This window comes from Pseudomonas sp. GW821-FHT05D12, from assembly GCF_059419825.1.
Window position 1 is genome coordinate 61,179 of the sequence record NZ_JBWKSN010000005.1, and the last position, 16,410, is coordinate 77,588.

General features: G+C 61.2%; 16 protein-coding genes. 5 read left to right on the forward strand and 11 right to left on the reverse strand.

Features of this window, described 5'->3' with window-relative positions; translation table 11 throughout:
• Positions 1 to 26: 26 nt before the first annotated feature.
• From AC07SI_RS10600 to AC07SI_RS10625, 6 genes are all read right to left on the reverse strand, one after another.
• Positions 27 to 1,574 (reverse strand): SulP family inorganic anion transporter, encoded by a 1,548-nt coding sequence (locus tag AC07SI_RS10600; RefSeq protein WP_065902775.1) that lies wholly within the window; start codon positions 1,572 to 1,574, stop codon positions 27 to 29.
• Between the two features lie 85 nt (positions 1,575 to 1,659).
• Positions 1,660 to 2,391 carry a carbonic anhydrase gene (locus AC07SI_RS10605; RefSeq protein WP_065902773.1) on the reverse strand — a complete coding sequence of 244 codons (732 nt, stop codon included), beginning with the start codon at positions 2,389 to 2,391 and terminating at the stop codon, positions 1,660 to 1,662.
• A 227-nt stretch (positions 2,392 to 2,618) separates the two neighbouring features.
• Complete coding sequence (locus AC07SI_RS10610) at positions 2,619 to 3,677, reverse strand: PA0069 family radical SAM protein (protein WP_065902771.1); 1,059 nt, start codon at positions 3,675 to 3,677, stop codon at positions 2,619 to 2,621.
• Positions 3,678 to 3,758: 81 nt separating this feature from the next.
• Positions 3,759 to 5,057, reverse strand: coding sequence for a c-type cytochrome (locus AC07SI_RS10615; RefSeq protein WP_495005697.1), 1,299 nt, complete (start codon positions 5,055 to 5,057; stop codon positions 3,759 to 3,761).
• A gap of 12 nt (positions 5,058 to 5,069) precedes the next feature.
• Positions 5,070 to 6,854: a GMC family oxidoreductase gene (locus AC07SI_RS10620; RefSeq protein ID WP_495005698.1), complete on the reverse strand. Its 1,785-nt coding sequence runs from the start codon at positions 6,852 to 6,854 to the stop codon at positions 5,070 to 5,072.
• Positions 6,855 to 6,856: 2 nt separating this feature from the next.
• Positions 6,857 to 7,609, reverse strand: a complete 753-nt coding sequence (locus tag AC07SI_RS10625; RefSeq protein ID WP_213551925.1) for a gluconate 2-dehydrogenase subunit 3 family protein — start codon at positions 7,607 to 7,609, stop codon at positions 6,857 to 6,859.
• A 273-nt stretch (positions 7,610 to 7,882) separates the two neighbouring features.
• Here AC07SI_RS10625 and AC07SI_RS10630 point away from each other — a divergent pair, with 273 nt between their 5' ends.
• Complete coding sequence (locus AC07SI_RS10630) at positions 7,883 to 8,539, forward strand: dual specificity protein phosphatase family protein (protein ID WP_495005699.1); 657 nt, start codon at positions 7,883 to 7,885, stop codon at positions 8,537 to 8,539.
• 87 nt (positions 8,540 to 8,626) lie between these two features.
• Here the strand turns inward: AC07SI_RS10630 and AC07SI_RS10635 are convergent, their stop codons facing one another.
• Positions 8,627 to 8,899 (reverse strand): YheV family putative zinc ribbon protein, encoded by a 273-nt coding sequence (locus AC07SI_RS10635; protein ID WP_495005700.1) that lies wholly within the window; start codon positions 8,897 to 8,899, stop codon positions 8,627 to 8,629.
• The gene (gene prlC / locus AC07SI_RS10640) at positions 8,896 to 10,947 is read right to left on the reverse strand and encodes an oligopeptidase A (protein ID WP_065902758.1); all 2,052 of its coding nucleotides are present in this window, start codon (positions 10,945 to 10,947) and stop codon (positions 8,896 to 8,898) included. The genes AC07SI_RS10635 and prlC overlap by 4 nt, the downstream gene beginning before the upstream one ends.
• A gap of 102 nt (positions 10,948 to 11,049) precedes the next feature.
• Between prlC and AC07SI_RS10645 the strand changes: the two genes are divergently transcribed.
• Together AC07SI_RS10645 and AC07SI_RS10650 are read left to right on the forward strand one after the other, a co-directional pair.
• Positions 11,050 to 11,592: a gamma carbonic anhydrase family protein gene (locus tag AC07SI_RS10645; protein ID WP_065902756.1), complete on the forward strand. Its 543-nt coding sequence runs from the start codon at positions 11,050 to 11,052 to the stop codon at positions 11,590 to 11,592.
• A complete protein-coding gene (locus tag AC07SI_RS10650) occupies positions 11,589 to 12,248 on the forward strand; it encodes an HAD family hydrolase (protein ID WP_106805549.1) in 660 nt (219 codons plus the stop codon). The genes AC07SI_RS10645 and AC07SI_RS10650 overlap by 4 nt, the downstream gene beginning before the upstream one ends.
• Positions 12,249 to 12,557: 309 nt before the next feature.
• Here AC07SI_RS10650 and AC07SI_RS10655 read toward each other — a convergent pair whose 3' ends face one another.
• Positions 12,558 to 13,667, reverse strand: coding sequence for an aminopeptidase (locus tag AC07SI_RS10655; RefSeq protein WP_495005701.1), 1,110 nt, complete (start codon positions 13,665 to 13,667; stop codon positions 12,558 to 12,560).
• Positions 13,668 to 13,809: 142 nt separating this feature from the next.
• Between AC07SI_RS10655 and AC07SI_RS10660 the strand changes: the two genes are divergently transcribed.
• Positions 13,810 to 14,232 (forward strand): PA0061/PA0062 family lipoprotein, encoded by a 423-nt coding sequence (locus AC07SI_RS10660; protein ID WP_495005702.1) that lies wholly within the window; start codon positions 13,810 to 13,812, stop codon positions 14,230 to 14,232.
• Here AC07SI_RS10660 and AC07SI_RS10665 read toward each other — a convergent pair whose 3' ends face one another.
• Together AC07SI_RS10665 and AC07SI_RS10670 are read right to left on the reverse strand one after the other, a co-directional pair.
• The gene (locus tag AC07SI_RS10665) at positions 14,233 to 14,472 is read right to left on the reverse strand and encodes a DUF1161 domain-containing protein (RefSeq protein ID WP_064450020.1); all 240 of its coding nucleotides are present in this window, start codon (positions 14,470 to 14,472) and stop codon (positions 14,233 to 14,235) included.
• A gap of 163 nt (positions 14,473 to 14,635) precedes the next feature.
• Positions 14,636 to 15,067 (reverse strand): OsmC family protein, encoded by a 432-nt coding sequence (locus AC07SI_RS10670; protein ID WP_010207768.1) that lies wholly within the window; start codon positions 15,065 to 15,067, stop codon positions 14,636 to 14,638.
• 215 nt (positions 15,068 to 15,282) lie between these two features.
• On the opposite strand from AC07SI_RS10670, the gene AC07SI_RS10675 reads away from it, so the two are divergent.
• Positions 15,283 to 16,284 carry an LLM class flavin-dependent oxidoreductase gene (locus tag AC07SI_RS10675; protein WP_495005703.1) on the forward strand — a complete coding sequence of 334 codons (1,002 nt, stop codon included), beginning with the start codon at positions 15,283 to 15,285 and terminating at the stop codon, positions 16,282 to 16,284.
• Positions 16,285 to 16,410 lie beyond the last annotated feature (126 nt).

Sequence of the window (16,410 nt, forward strand, 5' to 3'; positions counted from 1 at the left end):
GCTGCCACTTTTTTGATCCGGTTTCGTCAGCCAGCAGAAGGCGCCGAACCGATTCCCACCGTCGTACGCACCCGGCCTTCCAGCCTGCGCTTCAACCCACGTGCCTCGATCACCAGCGTCGAGCCCTTGGCGGCATTCGCCCGGCCCCATTCTTCCAGCAGCTCCAGACAGGAATGATCGATGTAACTCAAGTTACTCAGCGGCACATGCACCGTGGTTCCCGCAGGTACCGTCGACAGCACCTGGGTCAGCATCGGCACTTTCAGGAAGGTCGCCGCACCAGTCAGGCGCAACTCCATTTCACCTGCCTGAGGCAGGTCGACCAGGCTGACTTTCAAGCGCGACGCCTTCAAGGCCAGCTTCACCAGCGTCAGCCCGAAACCCACCAGTACGCCGGTCAGCAGGTCGGTAAAGATGATCGCCAGCGCCGTCGCCGCATAAGTGAACATCGGCATCCTCCCATAGCGTCCCAACGCCCGGAACGCCTTGACGTCGACCAGCTTGATGCCGGTGTACACGAGCACACCCGCAAGGCTCGCCACCGGAATGCTTTGCAGCACACTCGAGAGCAACAGCACGAACGCAAGCAGCCACAGCCCGTGGAACATCGCCGACAAGCGCGTGGTGGCGCCCGCCTGTACGTTGGCCGAACTGCGCACGATCACACCGGTCATCGGCAGGGCGCCGACCAGGCCACATAGCATGTTGCCTACACCCTGAGCGGACAATTCCTTGTCAAAATCAGAACGCTGCCCACTGTGCATGCGATCGACAGCCGCCGCAGACAGCAAGGTTTCGGCGCTGGCGATAAACGCCACGGCGAACGCGGCGATCAACAGTTGTGGATCGGCCAGGTTCAGCAGGTCGCTGGGACGCAGCCAGTCGATGGCATCGGCCAGGTTTTCCGGGACCTCCACGCGCTTGACCTGTAACGCCAGCAACAAGCTGGCACCCGTTGCCAGGCCTACGCCCAACAACGCGCCTGGTACAAAGCGCAGGGTTTGCGGGCGGAACTTGTCCCACAGGTACATCACCAGCATCGTCGAAAGCCCCAGCAAACCGGCCTGCCAACCCAGGCCACCGCCAACAGTCGGAATGGCCTCGACCAGCGCCGCCGGGAAGCCGGCCAGGTTATCCAGCCCCGATGGCTTGGGGGCACCGTCGAGCATCACATGCACCTGCGACAGCACAATCAGCACCCCGATCCCCGCCAGCATCCCGTACACCACCGCCGGCGCCGTGACACGAAACCAGCAGCCCAGGCGCAAACGTCCAGCCACTAACTGCAGGAAGCCGGCCAGTAACAGGATCGGCCCGAGCATCAGCATGCCGTGCTGGCGCACCAGTTCGAACACCAATACCGCCAGGCCCGCCGCCGGACCGCTGACCTGCAGCGGCGAACCTGCCAGCCAACCCACCACCAGGCCACCGATGATCCCGGTGATCAGGCCCTTGGCCGGCGGCATGCCCGAAGCAATCGCAATGCCCATGCACAACGGCAGGGCGACCAGAAACACAACCACGGACGCAAGCAGCTCCCGTGGCAGTACAGCTTTCAATTGAGCAGCACGCATGATGACTCTCCCGAGGCATTCGCCGGGCGCGGCAAAGCCTGGCTGCGTCCATGGCAGCCACCGCTTTACCCGGCAGGGAAGTGTGTTAGAAGCGCGCTTTAGGCGTCGCGGAAGGAATCGGGCCTTCGCCGCCCAACGGTCGGAACGTCGATTGATCCGCGTCGTAAGCCCGGATTTCGCTGGTCTCGATGTTGTAGATCCAACCGTGGATGAACAGGTGACCATTGGCCATGCGCGATGCCACGGAAGGGTGGGTGCGCAAATGCTGCAACTGGGCGATGACGTTTTCTTCGGTCAGCACCTTCATGCTCTCGCCTTCATTGGCGCAGTCGCAGTTGTCGTGGACCATGGTCTTGGCGACCTCGGCATGCCGCAGCCAGGCCTTGACCGTGGGCATCTTCTCGAGGCTCTCAGGGTTGAGTACCGCGCGCATGGCGCCGCAATCGGAGTGCCCGCACACAATGATGTGCTGCACGCCCAGGGCGAGCACGGCGTACTCGATGGCGGTGGAAACACCCCCGTTCATCTGACCATAGGGCGGCACTACGTTGCCGACGTTACGCGTCACGAACAGGTCACCAGGCGAGCTCTGGGTAATCAGCTCCGGCACGATGCGCGAGTCGGCGCAGGTAATGAACATCGCCCGTGGGCTCTGGGCCGTGGCGAGTTTCTTGAAGAGTTCTTCCTGCTGGGGGAAGACGTCGTGATGGAAATGCAAAAAGCCGTCGACGATGTGCTTTAGCGCTGCATCGGCGGATTCCGCGACCTGAGGGGCAGAAGCCGACGCAGCCAACGGCTGTTTATCCTTGTCACTCATGATTCATCCTCTTGATTAATGCAGGGGGAGCTTGCAGGCAAGTTCGACGCCGGGCCATTGGAATAGTTGTAAACATCCAAAAACCCGGCTTGCGACTCATCAGTCACTCGCTGAACAAGGTAACCGCCGAAACTTAACTCAAACTGAATGAACCGCTCTAGACCGCGGGTTTCAGTGATGTCAAAACGCGACTATTCCTACTGGAAAGCAGGATACGCCTCTACAGTTTACAACAATGCCATCTGCCTGCCCGGTGGGCAAAACGCGGTGCAATCCAGATTAAACCCTTCCCGTCGGTTAAGCCCCAGGCGCTTGATCGCCTTGCTGAAACGCTGGGCGAGCAAATCGGCAAACGGCCCCTCGCCGCGCATGCGCACGCCGAAACGGCTGTCATACACCTCGCCGCCGCGCACCTGGCGGACCAGGCTCATCACATGGGCCGCGCGCTGCGGGTAATGCGCCGCCAGCCACTCCTCAAATAACGGCGCCACCTCCAGCGGCAGGCGCAACATCATGTAGGCCGCACTCTGGGCGCCAGCGGCGTGGGCTTCGGTGAGCAGGCTTTCCAACTCGCTGTCGTTGATCATCGGGATCATCGGCGAACACAACACGCCGACCGGGATTCCCGCCTCGCGCATCACCCGAATCGCTCGCAACCGCGCCTTGGGCGCCGCCGTACGCGGCTCCAGGATGCGCTTGAGCTCATCGTCCAGGCTGGTGAGGCTGATCATCACGGCGACCAGGCGCTGCCGGGCCAGCTCGGTGAGCAGGTCGAGATCCCGCAGGATCAACGACCCCTTGGTGATGATGGTCACCGGGTGCCGATAACGCAGCAACACTTCGAGGGTTTGCCGGGTGATCCTGTACTCGCGCTCGATGGGCTGGTACGGGTCGGTATTGGAGCCCAGGTTGATCGGCGCACACACGTAGCCGGGCTTCGACAGCTGCTGTTCCAGCACGTCGGCGGCATTGGTCTTGGCGATCAGTCTGGTTTCGAAATCCAGCCCTGGCGACATATCCCAGTAAGCATGGCTGGGCCGCGCATAGCAGTAGATACACCCATGCTCGCAGCCCCGATACGGGTTGATGGAGCGATCGAACGGCAGATCCGGCGAGTTGTTGCGGGTGATGATGCTCTTGGCCGTTTCGATGCGCACTTCAGTGCCCTGGGTCGGCGGCACTTCCTGGAACCAGCCGTCGTCCTCGACCACGCTGACGGTCGGCGCAAAGCGGTTGTGCAGGTTGGTGGCCGTGCCCCGACCCCGGGGCGGCAGCGGAGTAGACATGAAAGCGCCTCGATACTGTTTTTATATACAGTATCGAGGCGCGAGGTTCCTGACCAGTGCCGTTTGGCGGTCAGGGCAGGATCAGTGCTTTTGCGTCACTTGGCCCAGGTCATCGCCCGAGGTCGTGCGCATATCACTCTTGCGCAAGTCCGCCACGTCGCTGGCCTTGACCGGCGCGCCCTTGTTGCCCCAGCTGCCGCGAACGAAACTGACCACATCCGCCACTTCCTGGTCCGACAGACGCCAGGCGAAGGCCGGCATGGTGAAGGTCGACGGTGCCGTGTGCGTCGCCGGCAAGGTGCCGCCGTTCAACACGATGTTGATCAAGGAAGTGGCATCCGCCGTCTGCACCACCGGGTTGCCCGCCAGCGCCGGGAACACCCGCGTGTATCCATGGCCGTCGGTCCGGTGGCAGGCCGCGCAGTTGTCGATATACACCGACGCGCCCGGCTTGCTGTCATCACCCTTCCACAAGGCCTCGGCCACCTGCTTGTCGTAGGCGTGCGGCTGATCCTTGGGGTCCACCGCCGGCAGGCTCTTGAGGTAGCGAGCGATAGCGGTCAGGTCGTCCTGCGACATGTATTGCATGCTGTGCACGACCACGTCGCTCATGCCGCCAAACACCGCGCTGCGATCACTGCGACCGGTCTTGAGAAATTGCACCAGTTGCTCCTCGCTCCAACTGCCGAGGCCGTCCTTGTGGTCGCCGCGCAGGCTCTTGGCGATCCAGCCTTCCAGCGGCGCGCTGCCGGACAGGAATGCATTGCCGTCAGTCGCACTCAGGGCTTTTTCCTGCATGGTCAGCGCCCGTGGCGTATGGCACGCGCCGCAGTGGCCGAGGCCTTCAACCAAGTAGGCACCGCGGCTGATCACCGGGTCGGCACCCGCCGCTGCCTGGTAGTCCGCCACCTCGGGGGCGAACATCCAGCGCCACGCCGCCAACGGCCAGCGCATGCTCAGGGGCCACGGAATATCGCTGTCCTTGTTCTCCTGCGCGACCGGCTCGACGCCCTTCATGAAGTACGCATACAACGCCTGCATATCGCTTTCGCTGACGCGCGCATAGGACGGATATGGCATTGCCGGGTAAAGCGTACTACCGCTCTTGGCGACGCCGTGGCGCACGGCCTTGTCGAAGTCCTCAAAGCTGTAGTCACCCAGGCCGGTCTTGTCCGGGGTGATGTTGGTGGAATAGATCACCCCGATCGGGGTCTCCATCGGCAGGCCGCCAGCGAATGGCTTGCCGCCTTTGGCGGTATGGCAGGCCACGCAGTCACCGGCGCGGGCCAGGTATTCGCCCTGCTTGACCAGGTCGGTTTCAGCGGCGCTGATCGAACAACTGCTGAACAGTGCTAGGGAGGCGATAACGAGTACTTTCATGGTCATCGCTCCTTATGCCTGAACCAGTGGGCCGGGGTTTTTCAGGTACTGCTCGCGGATCGCCCGCGCCGACCAATAGGTCAGGGCAGCGACCAGGCCGGTAGGGTTGTAGCCCAACCCTTGTGGGAAGGCGGACGCGCCTGGGACAAACACGTTGTGTACATCCCAGGATTGCAGGTAGCGGTTCAACGCACTGGTCTTCGGGTCGGTGCCCATGATCGCGCCACCATTGAGGTGGGTGGTCTGGTAAGAGGCGGTGTTGAAGTGCTCACCGACCTTTTTGCCGAGCACGGCAATTGCCTTGGGGTTCATTGCCTGAGCGACCTTGCCCATCTTTTCCATCATGAAGCGGTTCATCTTGATGTCGTTTTCCTGCCAGTCGAACGTCATCCGCAGCAATGGCAAGCCGTAGGCATCGCGATACACCGGGTCCAGATCCAGGTAGTTGCCCCGGTAGGATTGATGCGCGCCGTGGGAGTCCATCGACACTTGGTGGGTGTAATAATCGGCGGTAGCGCGTTTCCAGGCACTGCCCCAGGCCGGGGTGCCCGGCGGGTTGGACGTACCGGCAATCGGCCGGCTGCCAGCCTGGTTGACCCACATCGGCGAGCCGCCCACAAAGCCGTGGGGCCCGTGGTCGAAGTTATCGGCGTTGAAGTCATCGATGGCCACGCCATTGCCGCCCGCGCCGATGAAGTTGTTGGTGTGGGTGTCCTTGTCGAAGAACGCCTTGATCGTGCCCATGTTCTGGTAGGCAAAGTTCCTGCCCACCACGCCCTCGTTGGTAATCGGGTCGTAAGGCTTGCCGATACCCGAAAGCAACATCAGGCGCACATTGTTGAACTGGAAGGAGCCGATGATCACCAGGTCCGCCGGTTGCTCGCATTCGCGACCCTGGCCGTCGATGTAGGTCACGCCCGTGGCCTTGCTCTTGGTGCTGTCGAGATTGACCTTGAGCACGTGGGAATTGGGCCGCAGCTCAAAGTTCGGCACCTGGCGCAGCGCCGGCAGGATGTTCACGTTCGGCGAGGCCTTGGAATACATGTAGCAGACATAGCCGCTGCAGAAACCGCAGAAGTTGCACGGGCCCATCTGCGCGCCGTAGGGGTTGGTGTACGGCCCCGAGGTATTGGCCGACGGCAGGTTGTAGGGTTTGTAGCCGGCTTCGGCCGCCGCTTTCTGAAACAGCTGTGCGGAGACGGTGTTTTTCTGCGCTTCCAACGGGAACGGGTTGGAGCGATCCGGCGCATACGGGTTGCCGCCACGGCCTTCGCCTACGAGTTGACCTTTCACGGTCCAGGCCTGGCCTGAGGTGCCGAAGACTTTCTCCGCATAGTCGAAAAACGGCTCCAGCTCTTCGTAACTGACGCCGAAGTCCTGGATGGTCATGTCCTTGGGAATGAAGTTCTTGCCGTAGCGCTCTTCATAGTGACTGCGCATGCGCAACTCGATCGGGTCGACGCGAAAGTGCACCCCCGACCAGTGCAGGCCCGCGCCGCCCACGCCGTTGCCGGGCAAGAACGCGCCCAATTGGCGGTTGGGCAGGGCGACATCATTCACGCTATGGCGAATGGTCACGGTCTCCTTGGAGATGTCCTGGAAGAGTTTTTTACGCACGCTGTAGGTCAATTCGTCGATGACCTGCGGATAGTTGCCGTCCGGGTAAGTGTCCTGCATCGGGCCGCGCTCCAGCGCTACCACGTTGAGGCCGGCTTCCGTCAGCTCCTTGGCCATGATCGCGCCGGTCCAGCCGAAACCCACGATCACTGCATCCACTTTCTTCATGATGGTCGCCACGTTTATGCCCTCTCGCCGCGGATGGAAACAGCCGGGAAGGGGTATTGCTCGTTGCGTTCCACCCAATCCATGAAATCGGCGCGGGCGCCGGGGAAGCCGATCATGGTCCAGCCGACCATGCCTTTGTTGCCGCCGTGAATCGGGTCGCAGAAGAACCCTTCCTTGGTGTTTTGCAGCAGCAAATTGAAAAACATCTTCGCCGGCACTGTGTCGAAATGCGCGCTGACCTCACTGCCACCGGCTTCCAGGCGCCGCAACATATCGTCCTGGGTAGCGCTGTCTTGCGCAGCAAAAGCCTTACCGTTGAACGCCTTCGACCAGGCATCCGTGGCAGCAATGCCCAGGCGATAAATCTCCTTGGGCACCAATTTGCTCTGCCAGCCCATCTCGGGCGCGGCATCGGCATTGAATGGGCCTTGCATGAACCACAGTGCGCCGCTGGCGTAGGGCGTGTTCATCTGGCGGTCGATGTACTCCGGCGCGCCGGCTTCCAGCGCACCGGGCCCTTGGGCGTCGGCAGGGATCAGGCGGGCGACGGCAGCGTTCAGAAACGCCCACTCTTCGGCGCTGAAATAGCTCGGTTCATAGGCCTTGTCGCTGGCCGCAGGCTTGGCCGGCGCAGCCTGGGCAGGCTCGGGCGTGGCCATCAGCATCGAACCGCCAAGGCCGGTACTGGCAACCGTGACCACCGGGATCAAGGTCAAGGATTTGCGCAGAAAGTCACGCCGGGGGTTGTCTTGATCTTGATCAGACATGGGTGCACCTCATCATGTGGTCACGGGTTTTATCAGCCGCTTCTGGGAGCAGCGTGAAGGCTTGCCAGGAAATGGGATCCAAAGGGATAGAACATATTGGCAATCAATAGTTACAAATGATAGCAGGCTAAGGATTTGAAGAATCGATTCAGCGAGAAAAACAGCCGATCCGGCGCTTCAATCACGATTCTTTGACGAGCCCCTCACGCGCCGTTGACCGCCGACAAACGACGCTAGGGCTCATCAATCAACGCCCTGCTCGGTCACTCACCCATGTTCAAGATTCGATTGCTGCCAGCGCTCGGCCTGGCCTGTATGGCGCTGCTCGCCATCGCCCAAGCCCAAGCGGACGAGACTACGTCGCTGCGCTCCCCGGAGTGGGCCCAACCCGTGGGCAATCAATTCAACCTGCACCAGATGACGCCCACGCTCTATCGCAGCGCGCTGCCGGACAGCAATGCGCTGCCGGTCTTGAAAAACCTGAAGATCGGTACGGTGATCAACTTTCTGCCGGAATCCGATTCGGCCTGGCTGAAGAACGCTGATATCAAGCAGGTGCAACTGACCTACCGCACCAACCATGTCGATGACGCCGACGTTCTCACTGCGCTGAGGGCCATTCAGGCTGCCGAGGCCAACGGCCCGGTGCTGATGCATTGCAAGCATGGCTCAGACCGCACCGGCCTGATGGCGGCGATGTATCGCGTGGTGATCCAGGGATGGAGCAAGGAAGACGCGCTGAACGAGATGACCTTGGGGGGTTTCGGCGGCAGCAGTGGCTTCAAGGACGGTGTTCGCTACATGATCCAGGCGGATGTCGACAAGTTGCGCATGGCCTTGGCGAAGGGTGATTGCAGCACCAGTGCGTTTGCACTGTGCTCGATGAAGGATTGGATTTCGACAACGAACAAGACTGAAGAGCAACTGTAGGAGCCTGCCTGCGAAACAAGTACGCGGTGTTTCAGTCACACCGCGTTGGGCTATCGCAGGCTAGCCAGCGCCTCCAGGAAGCAGGCTTCAGTCTTTTTTCAGCTTGGGATTGGGAAAGAACTGCACCGCCTGCACATTTGGATCCGGCGCTTTCAACGCCGAGGTGTTGACCCGCGTGCCCAACTCCTTGGGCACCGACAACCCCTGGTCATTCAGCGTATCGGTATACCCGCAGGCCACACACTCGCGGTGCGGCACGTTGTCTTCGGTCCACATCTTGAGCTTGTCCGGCTCGCTGCACGCCGGGCAGACCGCCCCGGCGATAAATTGCTTTTTGGTAATCACAGGCCCTTCACTCATGCTGCCGCGTCCTCACTCAGGCCGCTGTGGCGCAAGAGTGCGTCAATCGACGGCGCCCGTCCGCGGAAGTCGACGAACAGCACCATCGGCGCCTGCGAGCCGCCACGGGCGAGGATCGCCTCGCGGAATGCGCGGCCGGTCTCGGCATTGAGCACGCCGTCTTCCTCGAACTTGGAGAAGGCATCCGCCGACAGCACTTCGGCCCATTTATAGCTGTAGTAACCCGCCGCATAACCGCCGGCGAAGATGTGCGCAAAGCTGTTAGGGAAGCGGTTGTAGGCGGGCGGACGCATCACCGACACCTCGTCACGCACGCCTTCGAGCACCTGCGCCACGCTGCGGCCATCGCCGTGAGTGGCATGCAGTTCGAAGTCGAACAGCGAGAACTCCAGCTGGCGCACCATCATCAGGCCGGACTGGAAGTTTTTTGCCGCGAGCATTTTTTCCAGCAGGTCCTGGGGCAGCGGCTCGCCGGTTTCATAGTGGCCGGAGATCAGTGCAAGGCCTTCCGGCTCCCAGCACCAGTTCTCCATGAATTGGCTCGGCAATTCCACCGCATCCCAAGCCACGCCGTTGATACCGGACACGCCGGCATGTTCGACGCGGGTCAGCAGGTGGTGCAGGCCGTGGCCGAATTCGTGGAACAGGGTGGTCACTTCATCGTGGGTCAACAGGGCAGGCTTGCCGCTGTCGGCCGGGGTGAAATTGCACACCAGGTTGGCGACCGGGCTTTGCAGCACGCCGTCGAGGGTGCGACGACGATCGCGCGCGCCGTCCATCCAGGCACCGCCACGCTTGTTGGCGCGGGCGTACAGGTCGAAGAAGAAGCGGCCGACATGCTGGCCGTTTTCCTTGATTTCAAACAGGCGGACATCCGGGTGCCAGGTGTCGAAGCCTTTCTGCTCGGCAATCTCGATGCCGTACAGGCGCTGAACGATGGCAAACAGGCCGCCGAGTACTTTGTCGATCGGGAAATAGGCGCGCAGGGCTTCTTGCGACACGCTGTAGCGCTGCTCGCGAAGTTTTTCGCCGTAGAAACCGCTGTCCCAGCTTTGCAGGTCGGCGCAGCCTTGTTCGGCGGCGTAGGCCCGCAGTTGCTGCAGATCCTGGGCGGCAAACGGCTTGCTGCGCTTGGCCAGGTCACGCAGGAAGGTCAACACCTGGTCGCTGGACTCAGCCATTTTGGTCGCCAGGCTCAGCTCGGAGAACGAGGCGTAGCCGAGCAGCTTGGCCAGTTCCTGACGCAGGTCGAGGATCTGTTCCATCACCGGGCCGTTATCATTCTGACCGGCATTCGGACCTTGGTCCGACGCACGGGTGCAGTACGCCGCGTAGACTTCTTCACGCAGGGCGCGCTCCTGGGCGTAGGTCATCACCGCGTAGTAGCTCGGGAACTCCAGGGTGATCAGCCAGCCATCCAGGCCTTTGGCCTGGGCGGCGGCAGCCATCTGCGCCTTGGCCGAATCCGTCAGGCCGGCGAGGGTGGCTTCATCGGTAACGTGTTTGGTCCAGGCCTGGGTGGCGTCCAGCAGCTGGTTGGAAAACTTGCTGCCCAACTCGGACAGCTTGCTCTGCACTTCGGCGTAGCGCTTTTGCTGCTCAGGCGGCAGATCGATACCCGACAGGCGGAAGTCGCGCAGGGAATGTTCCAGGATGGTTTTTTGCGCCACGTCGAAACCGGCAGCCTCCGGGCTGTTGGCCAGGGCTTCGAAGGCCTGGAACAGTTCGCGGTTCTGGCCCATCTCGGTGGAATAGGCGCTCAACGCCGGCAGGCAAGCCTCGTAGGCTTCGCGCAGTTCGGCGCTGTTGCACACGGCGTTGAGGTGGCTGACCGGGCTCCAGGCGGCGCCCAGGCGGTCGTTCAGTTCGTCCATGGCCAGCACCAGGCCTGCCCATGTCGGATTTTTACCCTGGCTTTGCAGGATGCCTTCGATGGCGACACGGTTGTCGGCGAGGATCTGTTCGATGGCCGGCTGCACGTGCTCGGCACGGATCGCCGAGAACGGCGGCAGGTCGTAGGACTGCAGAAGAGGGTTGTTCGCGCTCACGGTTGGCACCTTGGCTGAAGAAACATGTAAGAACAAAGATGGGGCCATCTTAATTACAATCAACGCCCACCGCAGCTATCAGCACATAAGAGAGAGGCTATCGTGACCCTTCGCACCTATCAGAACCACACGCCAACCCTGGGCGCCGGGGCTTTTGTCGATATTTCGGCGGTGGTGATCGGCGATGTCGAAATCGGCACCGACAGCTCGGTCTGGCCGCTGACCGTGATTCGCGGCGACATGCACCGCATCCGTATCGGCGCGCGCACCAGCGTGCAGGATGGCTGCGTGCTGCACATTACCCACGCCGGGCCCTTCAATCCTGACGGCTTCCCGCTGCTGATCGGCGATGACGTAACCGTCGCCCACAAAGTCATGCTGCATGGTTGCAGCGTCGGCAACCGGGTGTTGATCGGCATGGGCAGCATCGTGATGGACGGCGCCGTGGTGGAGGACGACGTGATTATCGGCGCCGGCAGCCTGGTGCCGCCTGGCAAGAAGCTCGACAGCGGCTTTTTGTACGTGGGGAGCCCGGTTAAACAAATCCGCGCGCTGACTGACAAGGAGCGTGCCTTTTTCACCTACAGCGCCGCGAACTACGTGAAGCTCAAAGACCTGCACCTGGCGGAAGGATTCGATCAATGACCCTCAACTACTCAACCGTCCTGTTCGACCTGGATGGCACCCTCACCGATCCGCGCGAGGGCATCACCCGTTCGATCCAGTACGCCCTCGGCAAGCTGGGGATCGATGAGCCGGACCTGACCAAGCTCGAACACTTCATCGGCCCGCCGCTGTTGCAGGCGTTCATGCAGTTTTACGGCTTCGACGAGGCCAAGGCCTGGGAGGCGGTGAATTTCTACCGTGAGCGCTTCAAGGTCACCGGCCTGTATGAAAACCGCGTGTTCGACGGCGTGATGCCACTGCTGGAAGACTTGGGCAACCAGGGTCGCCAGCTCTATGTAGCAACGTCCAAGCCTTGGGTGTTTGCCCGCGAGATCGCTCGGCATTTCGACTTCGCCAAGCACTTCAAGGTGATCTACGGCAGCGAGCTGGATGGGACGCGGACCAACAAGGTTGAGCTGATTGCGCACTTGATCAGCGAGGAAGGCCTTGATCCTTCGACCACCCTGATGATTGGCGACCGCAAGCATGACCTGATCGGCGCCCGCAGCAATGGCCTGGATTCGGCGGCGGTCGGCTATGGATTTGGCAGTTTTGCAGAGTTGAATGCCGAGGCGCCGACCTGGCATTTCGAAACGCTGGCCGAGATGCACCAGGCATTTTTGCCACGCGCTTGAGACCGCCTTCGCAGGCAAGCCAGCTCCCACACTTGATCTTCTTACACCCGAGGCCCCGAGTCATACCCGGATCCTCCTGTGCGAGCGGGCTTGCTCGCGAAGGCGGGCTGACAGTTGATGCCGTGTATGCCTGACCCACCGCCTTCGCAGGCAAGCCAGCTCCCACATTGGATCTCCATACACCCGAGGCCCCGAGTCATACCCGGATCCCCCTGTGGGAGCGGGCTTGCTCGCGAAGGCGGGCTGGCAGTTGATGCATTCGGTGCTGACCCACCGCCTTCGCAGGCAAGCCACACACATTTGATCTTCTTACACCCGAGGCCCCGAGTCATACCCGGATCCCTCTGTGGGAGCTGGCTTGCCTGCGAGAGGCCCTGATGGCCCCGTACCCTCCAACTGCCTCAACGCCGCCTTGCGCTGCGCCTGCGGCAACCGCCCCAGTTGCTCCACCGCCGCATAAAACTTCAGCCAATCCCCGCCCTGCTGCGCATACAACGCCGCAAACGCCGGCACCCATTGATCATACAGCCCAAACGGCAGCAACCGCGCATTGTTCATCGGCTGGTTGATCCACACGTCATAACGCTTGTCGCCGCCCCACTGGCTATCACGCAGTTGCCGATAATCACTGCGCAAACGCTCGAATTCCGCCGCCTTGGCCTGACGCATCACCTCGCCAGACAGGGGCTGCGCATAGAGTTTTTCCAGGCGTTGACGGGTCTCGAGGATCAGCCGGGTGAATTGGTCACGCTGCGCCACCGCGGAGTCGCTGAGGGGCGCCAGGCCCCGTGCCGCGCGCCATTGGCGGGTGCCTTCCTGTTCGACGAAATTGGCGAATGACTCGTTGAACTCGGTGTCGTCCTTCACATAGAAACGCTGGTGCGCCAACTCGTGGAAGATCAGCGTGGCCAGGCGCTCGTCACCCCAGTTCATCATCGAATTCATGATCGGGTCGTCGAACCAGCCCAGGGTGGAATAGGCCTCGACACCACCGATCGAGACATCCATGCCCTGTTGCTTCAACAGCGCCGCCTCACCGCGCGCCGCACCTTGGTTGTAGTAGCCGCGATAGGCCACGCAACCGGCAATGGGGAAACAGTGTGTTTCAGGCGACAGGGAAAATTCCTGCGTGGCAAAGACATTCCAGACGACGTAAGGCCGGCCAATATCGGCGTACAGACGGTAACTCTGGTTGTCAGGAAGGTGCAGGTGCTCGCTGGCGAATGTCCGCGCTTTTTGCGATTGCACCAGGTGCTCACGCAGTGGCTGTGGGCGGGACGGGTCGGCGATGACCTCGGCCACCGGCTCGCGGGCACGCAACAATTGCCATTGTCCGCTGGCCAACTGGCTGTAATAACTGAGGCTGGAACAGCCGCTGAGCACCACAACCACCGCCCCTGCAAGAAAACGCCTGACCATGCCCCGACCACTCTTGGCTGATTTGCTCGCCAGACTATCCTGCCTATACGGAATTTTTCCATGACGTGACGTGTTTATACTCATAGCGAGTCTGTTGCCGTGCGCGCCAGGCTCAATTCTTTCCCTGCGATGAGTGCCTGCCATGCGTCAGCTCTTGCTCCCCGTCACCGCGCTGTTCCTGAATGCGTGTGCTTACACCCCGATCCCGCCGGTTGATCCGCACCAGGCCTGGATCGATTTCGCCACCCCGACACCGGGTGCCAAACTGGTGATGGCCCAGCGCCTGGACGGTAAAAACCTCCCCGACGGGCGCTACTTCCAGGTCCCGCCCGGCAGTCATGAGTTGATGGTGCGCTTTGATTTCGAGGTGCCGACTGGCGGCAGTTTCAGCGGGTTTGGGCAAACGACGGATCGGACCTGCTTCATTACCTTGCAGTACGACCATTTCGAAGCCGGCCAACGTTATAGCCTGGAAGGGCGCTCATTGGCCTACACGCCGAATATCCGCCTGTACAACGCCGCCCGCCAATTGCTGGCCGAAGAGCGCAGCGTCAACTGCCTCTGATCAGTCGTTGTTCTTCTGGTAGACGATGGCTTTGGTGCCGTTCTCACAGCTGCCGACGACCATGGCGGAGTCGTGCTTGTCGGCTTCTTCCTTGCTGACAACTTCCAGGGTGTAGGACGGAACGGCGTTCGCCTGGATCTTGACCTCAATCTCTTTCCTGAGCTCTTCGCAGTCTTTTGGCGCGGCCACGGCCGAAGTGGCCAAAACACCGCAGATGATCGCCAAGGCAAAACGTTTCATGTGTGAAGCTCCCTGAATGCATTGCGCACGGGTGTGCGTCTAAGGCTGCATAGGCTATAGGACCACATCGGTGAAACACGAGTTCTGATTTAACGCAGATGTTTTGGCGCCACCCAAAAACACCTGCAGGCGCCGGCTTGCCGGCGACCTACAGGTAGCGGTGTCAGTTTACGAGGGTGGCATCCAGGCTGATTTTCGCATTCAGCACTTTCGATACCGGGCACCCTTCCTTGGCTTTCTTGCTCAGTTCATCGAACTGCGCCTGGCTCGCGCCTGGAATCTTGGCCTTGAGGATCAAATGCACAGCAGTGATCGCAAAGCCGCCATCGACCTGGTCCAGGGTCACTTCAGCCTGAGTGTCGATGCTGTCAGCCTTGAGGCCGGCATCACCGAGAATCATCGAAAACGCCATCGAGAAACAGCCGGCGTGCGCCGCACCGATCAGTTCTTCAGGGTTAGTGCCCTTGCCGCCTTCGAAACGCGCCTTGAAGCCGTAGGGGGCTTCGCGCAGCACGCCGGTTTCGGTGGAAATGGAACCCAGGCCAGTCTTCAGATCACCTTCCCAATGCGCGGATGCCTTTTTAACAATACTCATAGCTTTCTCCTCGAACGGTGGTTTTGCGTCAGTAAGGTTCTGAGGATAGAAGCTTTGGCAAAGTTCACTTGTAAGAGAAACCTAGCGATTAAGTAGGAAATTTCGGGCTAGCTATTGAATCTCGGGTATATGCCCTCATTGCATAGGACATGCACATGAAGCGGCAGGTTTTGGTTCGTCTATGAAGCCTGCGCCCCCATTGGAGAAGCAGGCTTATGAAATCGCTGTCCGACGTAAAGTTCTCGACCCTCGACCTCGTGCCCGTGCGGGCCAACGGCAGTCCGGCGCAGTCGTTACGCAATTCCCTGGACCTGGCCCAGCACGTGGAAAAGTTCGGCTACAACCGTTTCTGGGTGGCGGAACACCACAATATGGACGGTATCGCCAGCTCGGCCACTTCGGTCTTGCTGGGCTATCTGGCTGGCGGCACCTCGACAATTCGCGTCGGCTCGGGCGGCGTCATGCTGCCCAACCATGCACCGCTGGTGATCGCCGAGCAGTTCGGCACCTTGGAAAGTCTCTACCCGGGCCGTATTGACCTGGGCCTGGGCCGCGCGCCCGGTTCCGACCAAATGACTGCGCGCGCCCTGCGCCGTGAGCGCTCGGGCAGCGCGGATGACTTCCCCGAAGATGTCGCCGAGCTGATGGCCTACCTGGGCCCACGCACGCCCGACCAACGGGTGATCGCCGTACCGGGCACCGGCACCAATGTGCCAGTGTGGCTGTTGGGTTCCAGTCTGTTCAGCGCCCAGCTGGCGGGGGAGCGCGGTTTGCCCTACGCCTTCGCCTCCCATTTCGCACCGCGCCTGATGCATGAAGCGATTCGTGTGTACCGCAATCACTTCAAGCCATCGGCCGTGCTCGACAAACCCTACGTGATGCTCGGCATTCCACTGGTCGCGGCGGACACCGATGAGCAGGCGGACTACCTGGCCACCTCTGTATACCAGCGCATCCTTGCGCTGATGCGCGGGCAAAGCCTGGTGCAGCGCCCGCCGGTGAAAACCATGGACGGCCTGTGGCTACCGCATGAAAAAGATGCGGTAGGCAGCTTCCTGGGCCTGGCCATGGTCGGCAGCACGGCGAAGATCCGCGCCAAACTGGAGGTGCTGGTCGAACAGACCGGCGCTGACGAGCTGATCTTTACCTGCGACCTGTACGAGCATGCCGATCGGATTCATTCCTACGAGCTGCTGGCACAGTTGATGAAGGGCTAAAACTTCAGGCGAAAAAAAACGACGCACCTGTGGCCAGGGAGCTTGCTCCCGCTGGGCTGCGTAGCGCCGCCGAAAAAGGCGGTGCTGCGCACTCCAGCGGGAGCAAGCTCCCTCGCCACAAGTGCG